This is a genomic window from Streptomyces sp. NPDC059861, assembly GCF_042731435.1.
Lineage (GTDB): Bacteria > Actinomycetota > Actinomycetes > Streptomycetales > Streptomycetaceae > Streptomyces.
In genome coordinates this window covers 236,336-261,011 of sequence record NZ_JBHWJQ010000004.1, presented here as the reverse complement: position 1 = coordinate 261,011, position 24,676 = coordinate 236,336, and the positions used below count along the sequence as shown (strand labels likewise).

Genomic DNA, 24,676 nt, shown 5'->3' with positions numbered 1-24,676 from the left:
GGGGTGGACGGCTGGGCCGTCCACCGCACCGAGGCCGGTCGCGTGGAGGACCTTCTTCCTAGCCCCGCACGCGCTCCGCGCTCGCGGTGTCCGCGCCGTGCCGGGCCAGCAGCGAGGTGAGGATCTCCCCGGCCCGGACCGCTGTGGTGGACAGCAGGGTGGAGGTGAGGCCGTGGGTGTGCTCGGTGCCGCCCTGGAGGTAGATGCCGGCGGTGACGTTCGACGTGGTCACCACCCGGTGGTCACGGCCGACCTCAAGGGTGTCCTCCTCGTCGCGTACACAGAGTTTGGCCAGCTCGCCGAGGTTGTCGCCGATGCCCTGCGGCTGGTAGCCCGTCGCGTACACGAGCAGGTCCGAGGCGATGACCTCACGTTCGCCGGTGGGCAGGAACTCCACCGTCACCTTCACGGCGTCCGCGCCGTCCTCGACCTCGCGGATGCGGGAGACGTTCATCATCCGCAGCCGCTGCGTTCCCTGGACCTTCTCCTGGTACATCGTCCGGGACAGGGCCTCGATCAACTCTATGTCGACCACGGAGTAGTTGGTGCCGCGGTGGTACTCGAACAGCGACTGCTTCACCTCGCGGGGCGCGCCGTAGTACAGGTCGACGGCCTCGGGGTCGAAGATCCGGTTGGCGAACGGGCTGTCGTCGGCCGGGGTGTAGCCGTACTTGGCGAACACCGAGCAGACCTCGGCGTGGGGGAACGTGCGGTGGAGGTAGTCCACGGCCTCGGCGGCGCTCTGCCCGGCACCGAGCACGACGGCGCGGCGTACGGGCGTCGCGGAGGCCACGAGCTGGTCCACACGGGGCAGCAACTCGCTGTTGTGCCAGACCCGTCCGGACCGCTCGGCGCCGGGCGGCAGATGCGGCTCCAGGCCGGTGGCCACACAGACGTTGCGGGCCCGACGGACCGTCAGCCGCTCCGGGTGGGCGGGGTCGCGGGCGGTGACGTCGAACCAGCGGACCTCGCCGCCCTCGGTGACGGGCCGTACGGAGACGACCTCCGCGGAGTACTCGACGAGCGGCGCGACGCGGCTCGCCGCCCACTCGAAGTAGTCGTGGAACTCGATGCGCAGCGGGAAGAGCGTCTTCTGGTTGAGGAAGTCGACCAGCCTGCCGCGCTCACGCAGGTAGCACAGGAAACTGAAGTCACTGGTGGGGTCGCGCATCGTGACCAGGTCCTTGAGGAAGGACACCTGCATGGTCGCGTCGTCGATGAGCATGCCGCGATGCCAGCCGAATCGAGGTTGTTTCTCGAGGAACAGCGCCCGGATCCCGCCCCCTTCGCCCGGCGTCGCGCCGTGCTCCTGAAGCGCGATCGCCAGTGCGAGGTTGGACGGTCCGAAGCCGATGCCCAGAAGGTCGTGGACGTCATCCGGCTCGCTCTGCAGTGTCGTCACCGCTTCATCGCCTCCCATGAAGGGGGGACACGGTGTTCCCAAAGTTGGAACACGGCCTCCCCCAAGCAGGCACATGCTAGATAAGGTTAGCCTTACCTAGCAATGCCTGAGGAGGCCTATATGCGGGTCGTCATGTTCGGCTATCAGACGTGGGGGCACCGCACGCTGCGGGCTCTGCTCGCCTCCGACCACGAGGTGGTCCTGGTCGTCACCCACCCCAAGAGCGACCACGCGTACGAGAGGATCTGGAGTGATTCGGTCGCCGACCTCGCCGAACAGCACGGTGTGCCCGTGCTGTTGCGCAACCGGCCGGGCGACGACGAACTCCTGCGCGCGCTCAAGGAAGCCGAGCCGGACATCATCGTGGCCAACAACTGGCGCACCTGGCTGCCCCCGGAGATCTTCGAGCTGCCGCCGCACGGCACGCTCAACGTCCATGACTCACTGCTGCCTTCCTACGCCGGCTTCTCGCCGCTGATCTGGGCGCTCATCAACGGCGAGAAGCAGGTCGGGGTCACCGCGCACCGCATGGACGCCGAGCTCGACATGGGCGACATCCTGCTCCAGCGCGCGGTGCCGGTCGGCGCCACCGACACCGCGACCGACCTGTTCCACCGCACGGTCGACCTGATCGGCCCCATCGTGACCGACGCCCTGGATCTCATCGCCTCCGGCAAGGCGGTGTGGACGCCGCAGGACCGCTCCCGCTCCAGCTTCTTCCACAAGCGGTCCCTGGAGGACAGCCGGATCGACTGGAGCTGGCCCGCCGAGGACCTGGAGCGGTTCGTACGGGCCCAGTCGGACCCGTACCCGAACGCCTTCACCCATCACCGCGGCGAACGGATCCGGATCGTCTCGGCCGCCGTCTCCGAGGGCCGCTACGGGGGCACGCCGGGGCGGATCTTCATCCGTGAGGGCGACGGGGTCGTCGTCGTCGCCGGCGCGGGGGCGCGGTCCGGGCGGCTGCCCGGTCTGGTGGTCAGGCGGGTGCGCACCGCGGACGGCACCGAGCACGCCGCCACCGACTACTTCCGCACCATGGGCGGCTATCTGACGCCCCATCCCTAGCGGCGCCCGTGGGGCGCGCCGGCGACGCCGCCGGTCCGCCCCACGTCAGCCGGCCGCGCCCGGCACGGCGACGGGGGCGGTGTCCTGGGCGCCCTCGTGGTGGCGGCCCATGGGGACGACCATCGGCGTCCGGCTGACGGGGTCCTCGCCGACCAGGCAGCGCAGCCCGAAGACCTCCTCCACCATCGCGGCGGTGACGACGTCGGCGGGCGCGCCCTCGCCCACGACCCGGCCCGCCTTCATCGCGACGACGTGATCGGCGTACCGGGACGCCTGGTTGAGGTCGTGCAGCACCATCACGACGGTGCGGCCCTGATGCCGGTTCAGGTCGGTGATCAGGTCGAGGACGTCGATCTGGTGCGCCAGGTCCAGATACGTCGTCGGCTCGTCCAGCAGCATCACCGGGGTGCCCTGCGCGACCGCCATGGCGATCCAGGCCCGCTGGCGCTGACCGCCCGAGAGCGCGTCGACGGGCCGGTGCGCGAGGTCCGTCATCGCCGTGGCCCGCAGCGCGTCGTGCACGGCCTCCTCGTCGGCGGCCGACCACTGCCGCCACCACGTCTGGTGCGGTGAACGCCCGCGCCCCACCAGGTCGACGACGGTCAGCCCCTCGGGCGCGACCGGCGTCTGCGGCAGGATGCCGAGCCGCTGCGCCAGGGCGCGGGTGGGTATCGAGTGCACCGAGCGCCCGTCGAGGTGCACGGCCCCCGACTTGGGAGTCAGCAGCCGGGCCAGCGCCCGCAGCAGGGTCGACTTGCCGCACGCGTTCGCGCCGACGATCGCCGTGATCCGGCCGGAGGGGATCACCACGTCGAGGTCCTCGACGACCACCCGGTCGTCGTACGCCAGGCGCAGGCCCTCGGCGCGCAGGTCGGGCCCCTCGGCGGGACCTCCGTACACCTCGTGCTTCGATGACACGTCTTCAGCCTCCTGAACCGGCGCGGTTGGCGCGGACGAGCAGCCACAGCAGTACGGGGGCGCCCAGGACGCCCGTGACGATCCCCACTGGGAGTTCCGTGTCCGGGATCAGCTTCCGGGCGATCAGGTCGGACACGAGCACCATCACGGCGCCGGTCAGGCCGGCGGCCACGGGCGGCGGGACGGCGGTACCGGCCAGGCGCTGGGCGACCTGGGGCGCGGCGAGCGCCACGAACGCGACCGGCCCGGCGGTCGCCGTGCCGAAGGCCACGAGTGCCACGGAGACGAGCAGCACGGCCACCCGGACGGTCTGGACGCGGGTCCCCAGGCCCCGCGCGACGTCGTCGCCGAGTTGCAGGGTCCGCATCTGCCGCCCCAGCAGCAGGGCCGCGGGCACCAGCAGGGCCATGGTCACGGCGAGCGGGCCGATCTGCTTCCAGGTGCGGCCGTTGAGGTTGCCCACCAGCCAGCCGAGCGACGCCTGCGCCTGGAACCGGCTGCCGTGGGCCATGAGGTAGTCGGTGGCGCTGGTGCAGATCCAGGCGATGCCGACGCCGACGAGGACGATCCGGTAGCCGGTGGTGCCGTGGCTCCACGCCAGGACGTAGACCAGCAGCGCGGCCGTCAACGCGCCGAGCAGGCCCAGGGCCTGGGTGCTCAGGCCGGTCTCCCAGCCGAGGACGATGCCGGCGACCACCGCCGCGCCGGCGCCCTGGGTGATGCCCATCATGTCGGGGCTGGCGAGCGGGTTGAGCGTCATGGTCTGGAGCAGGGCGCCCGAGACGCCGAACGCGATGCCGACCAGCAGGCCCGCCAGGGCGCGCGGCAGGCGCAGTTCATGGACGATCAGCTGGGTGCCGGGGTCGCCCGCGCCGAACAGGGCCCGCATCACGTCGGTGAGCGGGAGGCCGATGTCCCCGACCGCGGTCTCCACGGAGAAGGCGAGGAAGGCGCAGGCGGCGAGGACCAGGCAGACCGCCACCAGCCGGGGCCGCAGCACCCCGGAGACGGGCGGGACGCCGAGCCGGAAGGAGACGCGGCCGGGGGAGCGGGGGACGGCGATCCGGTCCGCCACGTCCTTCCCCCCGGCTCCGGGCACGAGTTCGGTCGTCATACGCTCACACCTTCGTGCGTGGGTTCGTCATGGGCCGGCGGCCGCTCCCGGCCCCCTCGCGGACGCGTCATCGCTCACAGCTCCGCGAGGCGTCGGCGGCGGACCAGGGCGATGAAGAACGGGCCTCCGATGAAGGCGACCAGGATCCCGGCCTGGATCTCGACCGGGCGGGCGACCAGCCGGCCGACGATGTCCGCCGTGAGCAGCAGGCAGGGGGCGAGCACCGCCGACAGGGGCAGCAGCCAGCGATGGTCCGGGCCGATGCCGGCGAACTGGGTGAGGACGCGCGCGATGTGCGGGACGACCAGGCCGACGAAGACCACCGGGCCGATCACGGCGACCGCTCCGCCGGTGAGCAGCGTGACGGCGACCACCCCGCAGACGCGGACCGTGCCCAGCCTGAGCCCGAGCGACTTGGCGACGTCGTCTCCGAGAGCGAGGCTGTTGAGCGCGGGGGCGCAGGCGAGGGCGAGGACCGCGCCGAGCACCAGGAACGGCAGTACACGCACGAGGACTTCGTCGTTCTGGTCGGCGAGAGAGCCCGCGGACCAGAAGCGGTAACGGTTGAGGGCGTCGGGGTCGGTCAGCGCGACGGCGCTGGTCAGGGAGAACAGCAGGGAGGTCACGGCGACGCCGGCCAGGGCCAGTTTGACCGGCGTGGATCCGGACCGCCCCAGCCCGCCCAGGAGATAGACCAGCACGCTGGCCACCAGGGCACCGGCGAAGGCGAACCAGATGTAGCCGTGGACCGTGCCGATGCCGAGGACGCCGACGGACAGCACGACGGCGAAGGCGGCGCCCGCGCTGACGCCCAGGATGCCGGGATCGGCCAGCGGGTTGCGGGTGAGGGCCTGCATCAGCGCCCCCGACAGGCCCAGCGCCGCGCCGGTGGCGAGGCCGAGGGCGGTGCGGGGGAGCCGTACGGACCAGATCACGTTCTCGACACGGGAGTTGGGCGCGTCGCCGACGAGCGTGTCCCAGACCTGGTCGAGGGGTACGGCGAGCGCGCCGTACGCCATGGAGAGGGCGCACAGCGCCAGGAGCGCCACGCCGGAGAGCGCGAGCAGTGCGACTGCGCGGGGGCCTTTCGCCGCCCGGACCGCTGAGGTCCCCACGTGAACTTCCTTTGATGAGGCTTGCCTTAGCCAAGCGTAGGGCGAGACGGCCCGGCATCCCACCCCTGGGTGAACCATGTGCTTACTCTGTGAATAAGGTAACCCTTACCTTAGTATGTCGCCGACCCCCGGCCCAGGGCCGGGACAGACCCGCTGGGGAGGCACGCTGCTGTGTGCGGTTCCGAAGAAGTGCTGGCGTACTGGCGGCGGATACTCAACCCGCTCCCGCTGGAGACATCCCTGCCCACCGACCGGCCCCATCCGGCGGAGCCGGCAACGGAACGGGAGTCCCGCACGCTGGCCGGCGTACCGGACGCCGCCGACACCGTGCAGCTCGCGGCTTTCGTCGCCCTGCTGCACCGCTACAGCGGCGCGCCGGACCTCACCGTCGGCCACGACGGGCTCCCGGTGCGGGTCTCCCTCGACCACGAGCCCACCTTCGGGGAACTCGTACGCCGCGTGACGGAGGCCTGGGAGGAGGCGGTGACCCACCGGGTGCCCGCCGAACTCCTCGTCGACGAACTGCGGCCCCGGCCGACGCGCGGCGGCGGCCTGTTCGCCAACACGGTGTTCGCGACGGCGGACCGCCCCGCCGGCGACCTGCCCGCTCCCGCCGACGTGGTGCTGGAGGTGCGCGAGGGCCAGGCGCGGGCGACGTACGACCCCCGCCTGTTCGACGGCGCCACCGTGGAGCGGCTGCTCGGCCACTACCGGGTACTCCTCGCCGACGCGCTGGCCCGGCCCGGGACCCCCGTCGCCCGGCTCGACCTGATGGGCCCCGACGAGGTGCGGCAGGTCGTCGTCGACTGGAACGCCACCGAGCACACGGTGCCGCCGCTCACCTGGCCCGCGATGTTCGCCGAGCAGGTCCGGGCGCGCCCCGACGCCGTCGCCCTGGTCTTCGAGGACGAGGAACTCACCTACGCCGAGCTGGACGCCCGGGCGAACCGTCTCGCCCACGCCCTGATCGCGCGCGGCGCCGGCCCCGAACGCATCGTCGCGCTGGCCCTGCCGCGCTCCACCGACCTGATCGTCGCCGAGGTCGCCGTCCTCAAGTCCGGCGCCGCCTATCTGCCGATCGACCACGACTACCCGGTGGACCGTATCGGATACATGCTCGGCGACGCGGCACCGGTCTGCGTGGTGACCACCGAGGAGACCGCGCGGGAACTCCCCGAACGCGACGGCATGACGCTGCTCGCACTCGACGCGCCCGCCACCGCGGCCGAACTGGCCCGGTGCGAAGCCGACGACCCCGCCGCACCCGTCTCCCCGCTCAACGCCGCCTACGTCATCTACACCTCTGGCTCGACCGGCCGCCCCAAGGGCGTCGTCCTCTCCCACAGCGGCGTCGCGAAGCTCGTCGCCACCCAGAGCGAGCGGTTCGGCATCGGACCGCACAGCCGGGTGCTCCAGTTCGCCTCGCCCAGCTTCGACGTCGCCTTCTGGGACCTGTGCCTCGGCCTGCTCTCCGGCGGCCGGCTGGTCGTCGTCCCGGCCGAACGGCGGGTGCCCGGCGCGCCGCTCGCCGACTACGCGAACGCCCACGGCATCACCTTCATGATCCTGCCGCCCGCGCTGCTCGCCGCCATGCCCGAGGACGTGCGGCTGCCGCCCGCGGCCACGCTGCTGGCGGGCACCGAGCGGGTCTCCCCCGAGCTGGTGGGCCGCTACGCGCGCGGACGGATGATGTTCAACGCGTACGGGCCGACGGAGGCCACCACCAACTCCACCCTCGGTCTGTGCGATCCGGACATCCCGGCCGGTTCCATCGTGCCGATCGGCGTCCCCGACCCCGGCACACGCGCTTACGTCCTCGACGCCTTCCTGCGGCCGGTGCCCGCCGGTGTCACGGGTGAGCTCTATCTCGGCGGAGCCGGTCTCGCGCGCGGCTATCTGGGCCGCCCCGACCTGACCGCCGAGCGGTTCGTCGCCGACCCCTTCGGCGCGCCCGGCGAACGCCTCTACCGCACCGGCGACCTGGTCCGCTGGAAGGCGGACGGGCGGCTGGAGTTCCTCGGCCGCGCCGACGCCCAGGTCAAGATCCGCGGCTTCCGTATCGAGCCCGGCGAGATCGAGTCCGTGCTGCGCGGCCACCCGGCCGTGGACCAGGTCACCGTGGTGGCCCGCGAGGACCGCCCCGGCGACCGGCGGCTGGCCGCCTACGTCGTACCCGCACTGGACGGGCCGCGCGACGCCGACCCGGACACGCGGGTCGAGGAATGGAAGCAGCTGCACGAACTCCTGTACGGCGCCGCCGGATCCGAGGGGTCACGCGAGAACGCCGCCGGCTTCCGCGAGAACTTCGCGGGCTGGAACAGCATGTACGACGGCCGGCCGATCCCCGTCGAGGAGATGCGCGAGTGGCGGGACGCGACCGTCGAGCGCGTCCGCGCACTCGGCACCGCCCGCCGGGTGCTGGAGATCGGCGTCGGCAGCGGCCTGATCCTGTCCCGGATCGCGCCGGACTGCGAGGCGTACTGGGGCACCGACCTCTCGCAGCAGGCGATCGACGCCCTGCGCGCCCAGGTGGCGGCCGACCCGGAACTGGCGGCCAAGGTCGAACTGAGCGCCCGCCCCGCGCACGACACCGACGGGCTGCCGGCCGGCTACTTCGACACCGTCGTCCTGAACTCCGTCGCCCAGTACTTCCCGAGCGCCGACTACCTCCACGACGTACTGACCCGGATCTCGGCGCTGCTCGCGCCGGGTGGACGCGTCTTCGTCGGTGACGTACGCAATCTGCGGCTGCTGAGCACTCTGCGCGCCGCCGTCGAGACCCGGCGCTCGGCGGGCGAGGAGGAGGCGGACAAGAGCGCCCTGCGCGCGGCCGTCGAGCGGTCGGTCCGCTGGGAGGGCGAACTCCTGCTCGACCCCGACTTCTTCGCCGCGCTGGACGGCTTCGACACCGACATCCGCATCAAGCGGGCCACGCACCACAACGAGCTGAGCCGCTACCGGTACGACGTCGTCCTGCGCCCCGCGACGGCCACGGCCGGCGTTCCGGACGAGCGCGAGGTGCACTGGGCCGCCGTCGGCGGTCTCACCGGCCTGGCCGGGCTGCTGGCGCGGCGGCCACGGCGGCTGCGGGTCACCGGTGTGCCCAACGCCCGTCTCGCCGAGGACCTGGCCGACCTGAGGCGGCTGGAGGGAAGCGGCCAGGAGGCGGCACCCGGCGTCGACCCCGAGGACGTCGACCGCCTGGCCGCCGAGCACGGCTACCACGTGGCCCTCACCTGGAACGGCGCCGCCGACGACGGCGCGTTCGACGTGCTCCTCGCCCTCGACGGCCCGCTGTCCGGGCCGTACCGCACCACCGGGGCGTACCCGCACGCCAACCGCCCCGCCCCCTTCCGCGACGTGACCGCCCTGATGCGGAGCCTGCGCGCGCACGCCGCCGAGTGGCTGCCCGACCACATGGTCCCGTCGGCCTTCGTCCCGCTGCACACCCTGCCGGTCACCCCCAGCGGCAAGATCGACGCCAAGGCGCTGCCGGTCCCGGACCGTTCGGCGATGAGTTCCGGCCGCCCTCCGCGCACCGCCCGCGAGAAACTGCTCTGCGGGCTGTACGCCGGGGTGCTCGGGCTCGACTCCGTGACGGCCGAGGACGACTTCCTGGGCCTCGGCGGCGACAGCATCACCGCCATCCAGCTGCTGGTCCGGGCACGGGAGGCGGGGCTCCGGCTCACCACCCGCGACGTGTTCCGGCACCGCACGGTCGAGGCGCTCGCGAAGGCCGCCGTCGAACGCACCGACGAGCACACCGCCGACCACCCGCTGGTCGACGCCGACGCGGCCGAACTCGCCGAGATCCAGGGCACGCGACCGCTCCCCGTCGCGGAGCTGCTCCCGCTCACCCCGCTCCAGCAGGGCTTCTTCTTCCACGCGCTGAGCGGCGGCCCGGACGGCGACGCCTACGTGGTGCAGCAGGTGCTCGACCTGGCCGGGCCGGTCGACGGCCCCACCCTGCGCCGCGCCGCGCAGCGCCTGCTGGACCGGCACGCGCCGCTGCGGGCCGCCTTCCGCCAGCGCCCGGACGGCACGCCCGTCCAGATCATCACCCGGGACGCCGAGCTGCCGTGGCGGGAGATCGACCTGTCGGCACAGGACGGCGAGGTCCGCGAGGCGCTGGGCGACGCGGTGGCCGAGGACGAGCGTTCCCGGGGCTTCGACCTGGCCGCGCCGCCGCTGCTGCGCTGCGCCCTGATCCGGCTCGGTGAACTGCGCAGCCGGCTCGTCCTGACGTTCCACCACATCGTCGCCGACGGCTGGTCCCTGCCGGTCCTGCACCGCGAGCTGATGGCCTGCTACGGGGACGACGCGCCGCCCCTCGCCGACGTCACCCCGTACCGCTCCTTCCTGCGCCGCCTCGCGGAGCAGGACCGTGACGCGGCCGGCGACGCCTGGCGCACCGCCCTCGCCGGGCTCGACGAGCCCACCCGGCTCGTGGCCGCCCCGGGGACGGGAGCGCCGGTGCGGCCCGCGCACATCCGCGTGGAGCTGCCCGAGTCGACCACCGCGCGCCTCACCGAGCGGGCCCGCGCCCACGGCGTCACCCTCGGCACGGTGGTCCAGGCCGCCTGGGGGCTGCTGCTGGGCAGGCTGACGGGCCGGGACGACGTGGTGTTCGGCACCACGGTCTCCGGCCGGGACAGCGAGGTCGACGGCATCGCCGCCATGGTCGGCCTCTTCATCAACACCCTGCCGACCCGCTTCCGCTGGGCGCCGGGCGAGCCGCTCGGGGAGCTGCTGGTCCGCCTCCAGGACGAGCAGGCCCGCCTCCTCGACCACCAGCACCTGGGTCTCGCCGAGATCCAGCGGCTGGCCGGGCACGCGGGCGGGGGCGAACTCTTCGACACCCTCGTGGTGTTCGAGAACTATCCCGCCGAGACCGACCTGCGGGACGCCTCGGGCAGCATCCGGATCACCGGCGACGCGTTCCACGACGCCGTCCACTATCCGCTCGCCCTGGTCGTCAAGCCCGGCCGCCGGCTCGACCTGCGGCTCAAGCACCACACGGAACGGCTGGACGCGGACGCCGTGCGCGCGCTCGGTGACCGGCTCGCCCGCATCCTGGAGGCGATCGCCGAGGACCCGGCACGCCCCGCCGCCTCTGTCGAACTGCTGTCGCCCGACGAGGCACTGCGCGCCCACCCGGCCGGCGAGGAGCGTCCCGTCCCGGACACCACCCTGGCCGAGGCGTTCGCGGCGCAGGCCGCCCGCACCCCCGACGCGACCGCCGTCGTGTTCGAGGACGAGGTGCTGACGTACGCCGAACTCGACGCCCGCGCCGAGGCGCTGGCGGCCCGGCTGCGTGGTCGTGGAGCGGGCCCCGGCGCGTTCGTCGCGGTCGCGGTTCCCAGGTCGGCGGAGCTGATGGTCGCCCTGATCGGCGTGCTGAAGTCCGGCGCCGCCTATCTGCCGGTCGACCTGGACTACCCGGCCGACCGGGTGGCCCACATGCTGGCCGACTCCGGCGCCACGACGGTGGTCACGCTGTCCGCGTCCGCCGGCCGGCTGCCCCGGCAGGCGCCCTCGGCCGTGCTGCTCGACGCCCCCGAGACGGACGCCGCACCCGTCGCCGGGCGCACGGCCCGTCCCGGCGACCCCGCCTATCTCATCTACACCTCCGGCTCGACCGGCCTGCCCAAGGGCGTGGTCGTCACCCACCGCGCCATCGTCAACCGGCTCGCCTGGATGCAGGCCGCCTACGGGCTGCGCGCCGACGACCGGGTGCTCCAGAAGACCCCGTCCAGCTTCGACGTGTCCGTCTGGGAGTTCTTCTGGCCGCTCCTCGAAGGCGCGGCCGTGGTCCTCGCCCGGCCCGACGGACACCGCGACCCGGCCTATCTGGCGGCGCTCGTACGCGAGCGGGCCGTCACCACGATGCACTTCGTGCCGTCCATGCTGGAGGCGTTCCTCCAGTCGGAGGACGTCACCGCCGACCCCGCCTGGGCGGCGTCCCTGCGCCGCGTGCTGAGCAGCGGCGAGGCGCTGCCGACGGCCGCCGCGAGCCGCTGGCGGGAGCTGACCGGCGTACCGCTGCACAACCTGTACGGCCCGACCGAGGCCGCCGTCGACGTCACCCACCACCCCTACGACGGGGACGCGGGCACGACCGTGCCCATCGGGCGGCCGGTGTGGAACACCGGCCTGCGAGTGCTCGACCGGTGCCTGCGGCCCGTGCCCGACGGGGTCCCGGGCGAGCTGTACCTGACGGGCGTGCAGCTGGCGCTCGGCTACCACGCCCGCCCGGCGCCGACCGCCGAACGCTTCACCGCCGACCCCTACGGCCCGCCCGGCAGCCGTATGTACCGCACCGGAGACCTGGTCCGGCGCCGCGCGGACGGCGTGCTGGAGTACCTGGGCCGCACCGACCGGCAGGTCAAGCTGCGCGGCAACCGCGTCGAACCCGGCGAGATCGAGGCCGCGCTGGCGCGCCTGGCCGAGGTGGCGCAGGCCGCCGTGACGGTACGGGACGACGCACTCGTCGCCTACGTCGTGCCGAAGCCCGGCACCGACGTCGACGCCACGGCGCTGCGCGACGCCCTGTCCGGCTCCCTCCCCGCCCCGATGGTCCCCGGCGCCTACGTCCTCCTCGACGCGCTGCCGCTGACCCCCAGCGGCAAACTGGACCGGGCCGCCCTGCCCGCCCCGCAGGCCGTACGGGCCGTGGCCCGCGCGTCCCGTGATCCGCGCGAGCAGCTCCTCACGGAGATCTTCGCGGCCGTGCTGAAACTCCCCGACGCCGGCGTGGACGACGACTTCTTCCTGCTCGGCGGCGACAGCATCACCTCCATCGCCGTCTCCAGCCGCGCCCGCCGCGCGGGTCTCGCGATCGGCCCGCGCGACGTCTTCGAGCACCGCACCCCGGCCGCCCTCGCCGCGGCGGCCACGGTGGACCAGCGCGCCGAACCCGCCGAGGCGGCCCCCGCGTTCGTCCTCACCGAGGAGGAACGCGCCCGCGTCGAGCGGCTCGCCCCCGGCCGCGTCGAGGACGTGTGGCCGCTCGCGCCGCTCCAGGAAGGCCTGTTCTTCCACTCCACCTACGACGACGGCGTCCTCGACGTCTACACCGTCCACGAGTCCTTCGACTTCGCCGAACGGGTCGACACCGCCCGGCTGGTGGCCGCCACCCGCACCCTGCTCGCCCGCAACCCCAGCCTGCGCGCCGGCTTCACCAGCGAAGGCCTGCCCCAGCCGGTGCAGTTCATCGTGCGGGACGCGGAGATACCGCTCACCGAGGTCGACCTCTCCGGACTGGCGACGGCCGAACAGGACGCCCGGATGCGGGCGTTGATGGACGAGGAGCGCTCCCGGCGCTTCGACCTGACCAGCCCGCTGCTGTTCCGCATGCTGCTCGTGCGGCTCGGGGACGGCCGCGGCGACCGCCTGGTGATCGGACGCCACCTGACCCTGTGGGACGGCTGGTCGGCCTGGCTGTTCCTGGACCAGCTGTTCGCCCTCTACGAGAACGCGGGAGACTCCGAGGGACTCGACAGGCCCGGCTCCTACCGCGACTACCTGACCTGGCTCGAGCGCCAGGACGACACGGAGGCCACCCGCGCCTGGCGGACCGCCCTGGCCGGGTTCGAGGAGCCCACGCTGCTGGCCCCCACGGTCTCCGACCGGGGCCTGGAGCCGGTGATCCCCGAGCAGCTCGACGCCGTCCTCGCCCCCGAGGTGGCGGACCGGCTGCGCGACACCGCCCGCCGCCACGGCCTCACCCTGAACACGGTCCTCAACGCGGCCTGGGGCCTCGCCCTGGCGGCCGTCACGGGCCGGACGGACGTCGCGTTCGGCACGACCGTCGCCGGACGTCCCAGCGAGGTCCCGGACGTCGAGAACGTCATCGGCATGTTCCTCAACACCGTGCCGGCCCGCCTCGCCTTCGACCCGCGCGAGCCGGTCCTCGACCTGCTGCGCCGCGTCCAGGGCGAGCGCCTCGCGCTGATGCCGTTCGAGTACCTGGGCCTCGGCGTCCTCCAGGCCGAGACGGGCCACCGGCGTCTGTTCGACACGCTGTTCGTGCTGCGCAACGCCGACACCGACGAGCGGCTCGCCGAGCTGCGCGACCGGCACGGGGCGACGGCCGTCGCCAACGTGGACGCCACCCACTACCCGGCCAACCTGGTCGTCACCCCGGGCGAGCGGGTCCGGGTCACCCTCGCCTACCGTCCGGACCTGCTGGACGACGTCTACGCGCGCGCCCTGCTGGACCGGTTCGTGCTCCTGGTCGGCCGGCTGGTCGCCGACCCGTCCGCCGCCGTCGGCTCGCTGGACCCGCTGCTGCCCGCCGAGACCGCCACCCTGGCCCGTGAGGAGAGCGCGAACCGGCAGCCGGTGCCGCACGAGACGGTCGCGGACATGCTGGCCGCCCAGGCCGCCCGCACCCCGGACGCGACGGCCCTCTTCTTCGGCGCCCAGACCGTCACGTACGCCGAACTCGACGCCCGCTGCAACCGGATGGCACGGCTGCTCCTGGCGCGCGGCGCGGGTCCCGAGAAGGTCGTCGCGCTGGGCCTGCCGCGGTCGATCGACATGGTGGTGGCGCTGTTCGCGGTGCTGCGCACCGGGGCCGCGTACCTGCCGCTGGAGCTGGACCACCCGGCGGAGCGGCTGTCGCTGATGCTGGCCGACGCCCGCCCGCTGCTCCTGCTGTCGACCGAGGCCGTGTCACGGACCCTGACGGGCGACACCCCGCGCGTCCTGCTCGACGACCCGGACGTGGCGACCGAGCTCGCGGGTCTGTCCGCCGACGCCGTGGACGTCACCTTCAGCCTCGACCACCCCGCGTACGTCATCTACACGTCCGGTTCCACCGGCCGCCCCAAGGGCGTGGTCACGCCGTACGTCGGCCTGACGAACATGCAGCTCAACCACCAGAAGGAGATCTTCGCCCCGGCGATCGCCTCGGCGGGCGGGCGGCGGCTGCGCATCGCGCACACCGTGTCGTTCGCGTTCGACATGTCCTGGGAGGAACTGCTGTGGCTGGTCGAGGGCCACGAGGTGCACGTCTGCGACGAGGAACTGCGCCGTGACGCCACCGCGCTGGTGGCCTACTGCGAGGAGCACCGCGTCGACGTGGTGAACGTGACGCCCACCTACGCCCATCTCCTCATCGAGGAGGGCCTGCTGGAGGGGCACCGGCCGCCGCTCGTGCTGCTCGGCGGCGAGGCGGTCACCGAGACGGTGTGGAACACCCTGCGGGACACGGAGGGCACGTACGGCTACAACCTGTACGGGCCCACCGAGTACACGATCAACACCCTCGGCGGCGGCACCCACGACAGCGCCACCCCCACCGTGGGCCGCCCGATCCGCGCCACCCGCGCCCGTGTCCTCGACGCCTGGCTGCGGCCGGTGCCGGACGGGGTCGCGGGCGAGCTGTACATCGCCGGCGTGGGCCTGGCCCGCGGTTACCTCGACCGGCCGGGCCTGACGGCCGAGCGGTTCGTGGCCGACCCGTACGGGCGGCCGGGCGAGCGGATGTACCGCACCGGTGACCTGGTGCGGCGCGGCCCGGACGGCAACCTCGACTTCCTCGGCCGTACCGACGACCAGGTCAAGATCCGCGGGCACCGGGTGGAGCTCGGCGAGATCGAGACGGTGCTCGCCCAGCACCCCGAGGTGTCCCAGGCGGCCGTCGTCGCCCGCGACGACACCAACGCCCCCGGTACCAAGCGGTTGGTGGGCTACGTCGTCCCGGCGGAACCCGACGCCGAGGCGCTGCGCACGGCCGAGCGGGACCAGATCGGCGAGTGGCGGGAGATCTACTCCGCCGAGTACAGCGAGATCGGCACGGCCGTCTTCACCGAGGACTTCGCGGGGTGGGACAGCTCCTACGACGGCGCCCCCATCCCCGTGGAGCACATGCGCGAGTGGCGCGAGGCCACCGTGGAGCGCATCCGCGAGCTGCGGCCGCGGCGGATCCTGGAGATCGGCGTCGGCTCCGGTCTGCTGCTGTCGCGGCTCGCCCCGGACGCCGAGGCCTACTGGGCGACGGACTTCGCGGAGCCCGTGATCCGCAAGATCGGCGAGGACCTGAAGGCCGACCCCGAGCTGGCGCGGAAGGTCGAACTGCGCTGCCGGCCGGCCGAGGTGACCGAAGGCCTGCCGACCGGGTTCTTCGACACGGTCGTCATCAACTCCGTCGTGCAGTACTTCCCGAGCCTGGACCACCTGCACAAGGTGATCCGGGGCGCCCTGAAGCTGCTCGCACCGGGCGGCGCCCTGTTCCTCGGTGACGTGCGCGACCTGCGGCAGGCGCGGGTGTTCCAGACGGGCGTCCAGCTCGCCCGAGCGGGCGCGGACACCGACCCGGACTCGCTGCGCCGGGCCGTGGACCGCGGCCTCGCGCTGGAGAAGGAACTCCTCGTCGACCCCGACTGGTTCAGCACCCTCGGCGTCGGCGTCGAACTGCGCACCAAGGCCGGACGGCACCACAACGAACTGACCCGGTACCGCTACGACGTGGTGCTGTACGAGGGCGAGGGCGCCCTGCGGGTCGACGACGCCCCCGTCCTGGACTGGGCCGGTACCGGCGACCTCGCCGCCCGCCTGGACGGCGTGGACCTGCTCCGGGTCCGCCGCATACCCGACGCCCGTACGGCGGACGACCTCGCGGCGACGCGGGCGATGGACGCCGGACGGCCCGTCCCCGCCCCGGCGGGCGAGGAGCCCGAGCGACTGCGGTGGCTGGGGGAGTCGCGCGGCTTCCGGGTCCTGACCACCTGGTCGGACGAACCGGGCCACTTCGACGCCGTGTTCGTGCGCGGCCCGGAGCCCCGGCGCACCTCTGGCCTGCACCGCCCCCGCCACGACCGGGGCACCGCCCCCTACGCCAACACCCCCACCGCCACCCGCGGCAACGGCGCGCTCGTCCGCCGGCTGCGCGAGGACCTGGGGCAGCGGCTGCCCGGCTACATGGTCCCGGCCGCCTTCGTGGTCCTGCCGCGGCTGCCGATGAACGACAACGGCAAGCTCGACGTGCGGGCACTGCCGGACGCCGAGCCGGCGGTGGCCCTGTCGGAGGGCCGTGGGCCGCGCACACCCGTCGAGGAGGCACTGTGCCGTCTGTTCGCCGAGGTGCTGGGGCTGGCGCGCACCGGCGCGGAGGACAACTTCTTCGACCTGGGCGGCCATTCGCTGCTGGCCACCCGGCTGATCAGCCGGGCCCGCACCGAGCTGGGCGCGGAGCTGGCGATCCGGGACCTGTTCGAGGCCCCGACCCCCGAGGCGCTGGCGCTGCGCGCGGAGGCGGGACGGCCCGCCCGGCCGGTGCTGGAACCCGTACCCCCGGCCGAACGTCCCGCACGGGTGGCGCTGTCGGCGGCCCAGCGGCGGCTGTGGCTGGTGGAGCGGATCACCGGCGGCGGTGTGGCCTACAACTTCCCGCTGGTCGTCCGGGTGCGCGGAGCACTCGACATCGACGCCCTGCGGGCCGCGTTGCGTGATGTGACGGACCGTCACGAGGCGCTGCGCACGAGGTTCGTGGCGGAGGACGGCGAGCCGTACCAGTGGATGGTGGCGCCCGGCGCGGCCGAGCCCGACGTCCGGGTGACCGACTGCGCCGAGGAGGAACTCGCCGGGCGGATCGAGGCGGCCCAGCGCCGCCCCTTCGACCTGGCCGGCGAACTCCCCGTCCGGGCCGAGGTCATGCGGCTCGGAGCGGAGGACCACGTGGTGGCGGTGGTGCTGCACCACATCACCACCGACGAGTGGTCGGACCGGCCGTTCCTGGCCGACCTGAACCGCGCCTACGCGGCCCGCGCCGCCGGCGAGCGGCCCGACCTGGCGCCCCTGCCGGTGCAGTACGCCGACTACACGCTCTGGCAGGAGCGCCTGCTCGCCGAGGTCGGTGACGACCAACTCGCCTACTGGACGTGGACCCTGCGCGACCTGCCCGGGGAGATCCCGCTGCCGCTGGACCGCCCCGGCGCGGCCCGGACCACCGGCCGGGGCGCCGTCGTGCGCCTGGACCTGCCGGACGCCACGGCGGCCGCACTGCGGGAGCTGGCCGCCGGCCATCAGGTCAGCATGTTCATGCTGTTCCAGGCGGCGACGGCGGCCCTGCTGCACCGGCTCGGCGCCGGGGACGACATCCCGCTCGGCGCGCCGATCGCGGGGCGCACCGACAGCGCGCTGGACGACCTGGTCGGATTCTTCGTCAACACGCTCGTCCTGCGCACCGACCTGACCGGCGACCCGACCTTCACCGAACTCCTCGGCCGGGTACGGGAAGCCGCGCTCGCCGCCTTCGAGCACCAGGACGTGCCGTTCGACCGGGTGGTCGAGGCCGTCAACCCGGCGCGCGTCGCCGACCGCAACCCGCTGTTCCAGGCGATGCTCGGCTACCACCACCGGCCCGACGGCGACCCCGACCTGTTCGGGCTGCCCACCGAGTGGTTCGACATGGACACCGGCATGGCCAAGTTCGACCTGGACTTCACGTTCGTCGACCACGGCGCCGGACGCGACATGGCGCTGCTGCTGGAGTACGCCACCGACCTCACCGACGCGGACACGGCCGCCCGGCTCGTCGAGCGGCTGGTGAGTCTGCTGGAGCAGGTCGCACGGGATCCCGCCCGGCCGGTGGGCTCGCTGACCGTCCTGACGGCCGAGGAGGAGTCGGCCGCCACCAGCGTGTGGAACGACACCGCCAGGCCGCTGGAGACCCGCTCGGTCCCGGAGATCCTGGACGAGCTCGTCCGGGCCCGCCCCGACGCCCTGGCGCTGGTCGCCGGGGACGAACGGCTCAGCTTCCGTGAGCTGGCGGAGCGGGTGGACGCGGTGGCCCGGCTGCTGCTGCGCCGGGGCGCGAGCCCCGAGACGGTCGTCGGGCTGGCCCTGCCCCGGCATCTGATGGTCCCGGCCCTGCTCGGCGTACTGAAGTCGGGGGCCGCCTATCTCCCGCTGGACCCCGAGTACCCCGCCGACCGGCTGGAGTTCATGCTGCGGGACACCGCGTCCCTGTGCGTCCTCACGACGGCCGCACTCGCGCCGAGACTGCCGCACGACTGCGTGCCGGTGCTGCTCGACGAGGCCGGTCTCGGCACGGACGGCGAGGCCCCGGCCCCCGTGGCACCCGCGCCGTCGAACGCCGCCTACGTCATCTTCACCTCCGGCTCCACCGGCCGGCCCAAGGGCGTCGTCGCCACCCACCGCGGCCTGAGCAACCTCTTCGCCGTGCAGCGCGACGACGTCGTCGCCCCCGCCGAGCGGGCGGCGGGCCGCACGGGCCTGCGGGCCGCGCACGCCGCGTCGTTCAGCTTCGACGGCAGCTGGGAGCCGCTGATCTGGCTGCTCGCCGGCCATGAGCTGCACGTGACCGACGAGGCCACCATGGCCGACCCGGCCGCACTGCTGGCGTACCTGGGACGGGAGCGGATCGACTACCTCGACGTCACCCCTACCTACATGCGCGAGCTGGTCCACCACGGCTTCCTCGCCCCCGGCGGCCACGTCCCCGGCGTGATCACGGTCGGTGGTGAGGCGATCCCCACGGCGCTGTGGGAGCGGCTGTGCGCGCTGTCGGACGTGGCGGTCCACGACCTGTACGGACCCACCGAGTGCGCGGTCGACGCCTACGGCCGGCACTGCGACGCGTCGGGCTCCTGGGCGGCCCCGGTCGGCAACATCCGCGCCCACGTCCTCGACCACGCGCTGCGGCCCGTCCCCGTGGGCGTCACGGGCGAGCTGTACCTCGCCGGCGAAGGGCTGGCCCGCGGCTATCTGAACCGGCCCGGCATGACCGCGGAGCGGTTCACCGCCGACCCCTTCGGGACGCCGGGCAGCCGCATGTACCGCACCGGCGACCTCGCCCGGCGCCGCCGGGACGGCGCGCTGGAGTTCCTGGGCCGCGCCGACGGCCAGGTCAAGCTGCGCGGCTTCCGCATCGAACTCGGCGAGATCGAGGCGCTGCTCGCCGGGCACCCCGACGTGGCGACCGCCGCCGTCGTCGTGCGCGAGGACACCCCGGGCGTGCGCAGGCTGGTGGCCTACGTCCTCGCGGCCGGGGACCGCGAGCCCGACCACACGGAACTGCGCGGCCACGCCGCCGTCACGCTGCCCGCGCACATGGTCCCGGCGGCCTTCGTCACCGTCGCCGCGCTGCCGCGCACGGTCTCCGGCAAGCTCGACGAAAAGGCGCTGCCCGCGCCGGACCTCGCCGCGCTCAGCTCGGGACGCGGGCCCCGCACACCCCGCGAGGACCTGCTGTGCGAGGTGTTCGCCGCGGTGCTCGACGTCCCCGAGGTCGGCATCGACGACGACTTCTTCGCCCTGGGCGGCCACTCGCTGCTCGCCATGCGGCTGACCGCCCGGATCAGGGCCGCGCTCGGCACCGAGGTGTCCCTGCGGACGGTCTTCGACGCGCCCACCGTGGCCCGGCTCGCGGAACGCATCACGGACGAGCAGGCCGTCGCCCGCCCCGCCCTGACGGTCCGGCCGCGTCCCGAACGCCTGCCGCTCTCCTCCGCCCAGCAACGGCTGTGGGTGCTGTACCAGGTGGAGGGCCCCTCCGCGACGTACAACATCCCCGCCGCCTGGCGGCTGACCGGTGAACTGGACGTCGAGGCGCTGCGCGCCGCGGTGCACGACCTGGTGGTACGGCACGAGACGCTGCGCACGGTCTTCCCCGACGAGGAGGGCAGGGCCTATCAGCTGGTGCTGGACGCCGCCGACGTCCACATCCCCTTCGAGGTGGAGGACACGGACGCCGACCGGCTGCCCGGGCGGCTGGAGCGGGCCGGGGCGTACGGCTTCCGGCTGGAGAGCGAACCACCGCTGCGCGTCCATGTGTTCCGCACCGGCGAGGAGGAGTGGACGCTGCTGCTCCTGCTGCACCACATCGCCGCTGACGAGTGGTCCGAGGCCCCGCTCAAGCGGGACCTGGCGCTCGCCTACGCGGCCCGGACGGCCGGGCGGGCCCCCGACTGGGAGCCGCTGCCCGTCCAGTACGCCGACTACACGCTGTGGCAGCGTGAGGTCCTCGGCGACGAGAAGGACCCGCTCAGCCTGGCCGCGCGCCAGATCGCCCACTGGCGCCAGGCGCTGACCGGGCTGCCCGAGGAGCTGGCGCTGCCCGTCGACCGGCCCCGCCCGCTGGAGGCCGGCTACCGGGGCGGCTCCGCCGACTTGTCGCTGGACGCGGAACTGGCGGCGCGACTGCACCGGTTGGCGCGCGACAACGGCGTCAGCGTGTTCATGGTGCTCCAGGCGGCCGTGGCCACCCTGCTCACCAGGCTGGGAGCGGGCCACGACATCCCGATCGGCAGCCCCATCTCCGGCCGCACCGACGCGGCCCTGGAGGACCTGGTCGGGTTCTTCCTCAACACCCTGGTGCTGCGCACCGACACCTCCGGGGACCCCTCCTTCCGGGACCTGCTCGCCCGGGTACGGGAGGCCGACCTCGCCGCGTTCGACCACCAGGACGTGCCCTTCGAGCGGCTGGTGGAGGTGCTCAACCCCACCCGGTCCCTGGCCCGGAACCCGCTGTTCCAGGTGATGGTGGTGTACCTCGCGTCCGGCGGGGACGACGCCGGGCTGCCCGGACTGCGGGCCCACCGGGACGACGTGGCGCAGACCACGGCGAAGTTCGACCTCTCCTTCGACTTCGTGGAGCGCTCCGACGGCCGTGGCGTCGACGGCGTACTGGAGTACAGCGCCGAACTGTTCGACCATCCGACCGCGCAGTCCTTCGCTGACCGCCTCCGGCGCGTCCTGCGGGCCGTCACCGCGGACCCGGGCGTCTCGCTCGGCCGCATCGGCATCCTCGACGCCGAGGAGGAGACGCGGCTGCGCGGCGGCTGGCACGGCCGCCCCCACGTCGCCGCGCCGGCCACCGTGCCCGCGCTGTTCGAGGAAACGGTCCGCCGGTGCCCGGACCAGCCCGCCGCCGCCTCGGACGGCGTCGAGTACAGCTTCACCGAGCTCAACACGGAGGCCAACCGGCTGGCCCGCGTCCTGGTCCGGCACGGCGTGGGTCCCGAGCGGTACGTCGCCCTCGCGCTGCCGCGCACCGCGCACTTCCTGGCGGCCGTGCTCGCCGTGCACAAGGCGGGGGCGGCGTATCTGCCGCTCGACCCGGACGCGCCCAGGGACCGCACGGCCGACGTCCTCGCCGACGCCCGCCCGGTACTGACGCTCACCACCCGCGCCCTGGCCGCCACCCTGCCGCCCGGCACCGAGCCCCTCGTCCTGGACGAGCCCGGCACGGCCGAGCGGATCGCGGCACAGGACGCGGCCGACCTCACGGACGCCGACCGGACCGCCCCGCTGACGCCCCGGCACCCGGCGTACGTCATCTACACCTCCGGCTCCACCGGCCGCCCGAAGGGAGTCGTGGTCACCCACGAGAGTCTCGGTCACCTCTTCCACAGCCACCGCGAGACGCTGTACCGGCCGGCCGTCGAGGCCACCGGGCGGCGGCACCTGCGGGCGGGCCACGCCTGGTCCTTCTTCTTCGACGCCTCCTGGCAGCCCCAGCTGTGGCTGCTCGACGGGCACTGTGTGCACGTGGTGTCCGAAGAGGTGCGGCGCGACCCCGAACTGCTGGCGGCGGCCGTCGCCGCGCACCGCTTCGACTTCCTGGAGGTCACCCCGTCGTTCTTCGCGCAGATGGCCGACAGCGGTCTGCTGAACGGCGACGACTGCCCCCTCGCGGTCGTCGGCGTGGGCGGCGAGGCCGTACCGGGGGCGCTGTGGCAGCGGCTCGCCGCACTGCGCGGCACCGAGGCGTTCAACCTGTACGGGCCGACGGAGTCCACCGTGGACGCCCTGGTGGCGCGGGTCCGTGACAGCGAACGACCCCTCGTGGGACGGCCGGTGGCCGGCACCCGCGCCTACGTCCTGGACGGGCTGCTCCAGCCGGTGCCGCCCGGCGTCACGGGCGAGCTGTACCTGGCGGGCGGCGGCCTCGCCCGGGGCTACCTGGGCGCGCCGGGGCTCACGGCCGAGCGGTTCGTGGCCGATCCCTTCGGCGAGCCGGGCGGGCGGCTGTACCGCACCGGCGACCTGGCCCGCTGGACCCCCGACGGGCGCCTCGACTACCTCGGCCGCGCCGACGACCAGGTCAAGATCCGCGGCTTCCGCATCGAACCGGCCGAGATCGAGTCCACGCTCACCGCACACCCCGCTGTCGGCCAGGCACTGGTGACGGTACGGCAGGAAGGTCCGCGCAAGCTCCTGGTGGCCTATGTGATCCTGGCTCCCGGCACCGACCCGGACCCCGGGGCACTGCGCGGCCATGTCGCCGCCCGGCTCCCGGACCACATGGTCCCGGCGGCCGTGGTCACGCTGGAGCGGTTCCCGCAGCTTGCCAACGGCAAGCTCGACCGTGCCGCGCTGCCCGCGCCGGACTTCTCCGCCCTGTCCTCCGGCCGCGCGCCGGCCACCCCCATGGAGGAACTGCTCTGCACGGTCGTCGGCGAGGTGCTGGGGCTGGAGCAGGTCGGTGTGGACGACGACTTCTTCGCCCTCGGCGGTGACAGCATCGTCGCGATGCAGCTCGTCGGCCGCGCCCGCGCGTCAGGCATCCGCATCACCCCCCGGCAGGTCTTCCGGCACCGCACGGTCGCCGTGCTGAGCACGGTCGCCGAGGCCGCCGGCGACGGCTCCCGCCCGGTGGACGACGGCACCGGAACCGTGCCGCTCACCCCGGTGATGCACTGGCTGCGCGAACTGGGCGGCCCGTTCGCCACCTATCACCAGGCGGCGCTCGTGCGCACCCCCGCGCAGCTGGACCTGCCCGGCCTGACCGCCGTGCTCCAGGCGCTGGCCGACCGGCACGACCTGCTGCGGGCGACCCTGGTGCGGCCCTCGCCGGACGCCACGGAGGACTGGTCGCTGCACGTGCCGCCCGCCGGCGCGGTCGACGCCGCCGCGTGGATCGATCGCGTGGACGTGGCGGACCTCGACGCCGAGGCACTCGCCGCGACCGTACGGGACCAGGCGCACGCGGCGCGGGCGCTGCTCGACCCGGACGCGGGCGCCATGGTCAGGGCCGTGTGGTTCGACGCGGGCGACGCGCCGGGACGGCTGCTGCTGATGGCCCACCACCTGGTGGTGGACGGCGTGTCCTGGCGGGTGCTGCTGCCCGACCTGGCGACGGCCTGGCAGCAGGTCGCCGCCGGGCGGCCGGCGCGGCTGGCCCCCGTCGAGACATCCTTCGCGCGCTGGTCGCGGCTGCTGACCGAACTGGCCCAGGACCCGGCCAGGGAGGCGGAACTGCCGGTGTGGACGGCCGTACTGGACGGCGGTACGGAACCCTTCCCGCTCGCCCGCGAGCTGGACCCTGACCGCGACACGACCGCCACCCAGCGGGAGGTCGTCCTGCGGATGCCCGCCGAGCACACAGGTCCGCTGCTGTCGACGGTGCCCGCCACCTTCGGGGCCGGCGTCAACGACGTGCTGCTGGCCGCACTCGCGCTGGCCTTCGCCGACTGGCGGCGACGCCACGGCGGCTCGGACACCTCCGTCCTGGTCGACCTCGAAGGCCACGGCCGCACCGAGGAACTGGGCGGCGACGAGGTCGACCTCTCCCGTACGGTCGGCTGGTTCACCAGCGTCTTCCCGGTCCGGCTCGACCCCGGCCCGGTCGACCCGGCCGACGCCTTCGCGGGCGGCCCGGCAGCCGGGGAAGCCGTACGACGGGTGCGCGAGCATCTGGCAGCGCTGCCCACGGGCGGCATCGGGCACGGCATGCTGCGGCATCTCAACCCCCGGACCCGCGAGGTGCTCGCGAGCCGCGAGGCGGCCCGGATCGAGTTCAACTACCTCGGGCGGTTCGGCATCCCCGAGGAGACGGACTGGTCGTACGCGCCCGAGGAGGACGCGGCCGACATCGGCCCCGAGGGCGCCATGCGCGAAGGCCACGCGCTGAGCATCAACGTGGTCACCGAGGACCGGGCGGACGGGCCGGTGCTGGCCGCCCACTGGTCCTACCTGGAAGGACTGCTGCCACGCGAGACGGTCCAGGACCTGGCCGAGACCTGGTTCAGGGCGCTGGAAGGGCTCGTCGCGTGGGCGGAGCGGAACACACGGTCGTGAACCATGAGG

At 73.9% G+C, this 24,676-nt stretch carries 6 protein-coding genes; 2 read left to right on the top strand and 4 right to left on the bottom strand.

The genetic code is table 11. The annotated features are described in order from the left end of the window. Positions 1-58 precede the first annotated feature (58 nt). Positions 59-1,402 (bottom strand): lysine N(6)-hydroxylase/L-ornithine N(5)-oxygenase family protein, encoded by a 1,344-nt coding sequence (locus tag ACFV6X_RS05720; RefSeq protein ID WP_385378125.1) that lies wholly within the window; start codon positions 1,400-1,402, stop codon positions 59-61. Positions 1,403-1,522: 120 nt separating this feature from the next. Here ACFV6X_RS05720 and ACFV6X_RS05715 point away from each other — a divergent pair, with 120 nt between their 5' ends. Next, the gene (locus ACFV6X_RS05715) at positions 1,523-2,470 is read left to right on the top strand and encodes a methionyl-tRNA formyltransferase (protein ID WP_385378122.1); all 948 of its coding nucleotides are present in this window, start codon (positions 1,523-1,525) and stop codon (positions 2,468-2,470) included. A 45-nt stretch (positions 2,471-2,515) separates the two neighbouring features. Here the strand turns inward: ACFV6X_RS05715 and ACFV6X_RS05710 are convergent, their stop codons facing one another. From ACFV6X_RS05710 to ACFV6X_RS05700, 3 genes are all read right to left on the bottom strand, one after another. Further along, a complete protein-coding gene (locus ACFV6X_RS05710) occupies positions 2,516-3,388 on the bottom strand; it encodes an ABC transporter ATP-binding protein (RefSeq protein ID WP_385378119.1) in 873 nt (290 codons plus the stop codon). A 4-nt stretch (positions 3,389-3,392) separates the two neighbouring features. Continuing rightward, complete coding sequence (locus tag ACFV6X_RS05705; RefSeq protein ID WP_385378116.1) at positions 3,393-4,502, bottom strand: FecCD family ABC transporter permease; 1,110 nt, start codon at positions 4,500-4,502, stop codon at positions 3,393-3,395. A 74-nt stretch (positions 4,503-4,576) separates the two neighbouring features. Beyond that, entirely contained in the window at positions 4,577-5,617 is a 1,041-nt protein-coding gene (locus ACFV6X_RS05700; RefSeq protein WP_385378113.1) for a FecCD family ABC transporter permease, read from the bottom strand. Positions 5,618-5,788: 171 nt separating this feature from the next. Between ACFV6X_RS05700 and ACFV6X_RS05695 the strand changes: the two genes are divergently transcribed. Beyond that, complete coding sequence (locus ACFV6X_RS05695) at positions 5,789-24,667, top strand: amino acid adenylation domain-containing protein (RefSeq protein ID WP_385378110.1); 18,879 nt, start codon at positions 5,789-5,791, stop codon at positions 24,665-24,667. Positions 24,668-24,676 lie beyond the last annotated feature (9 nt).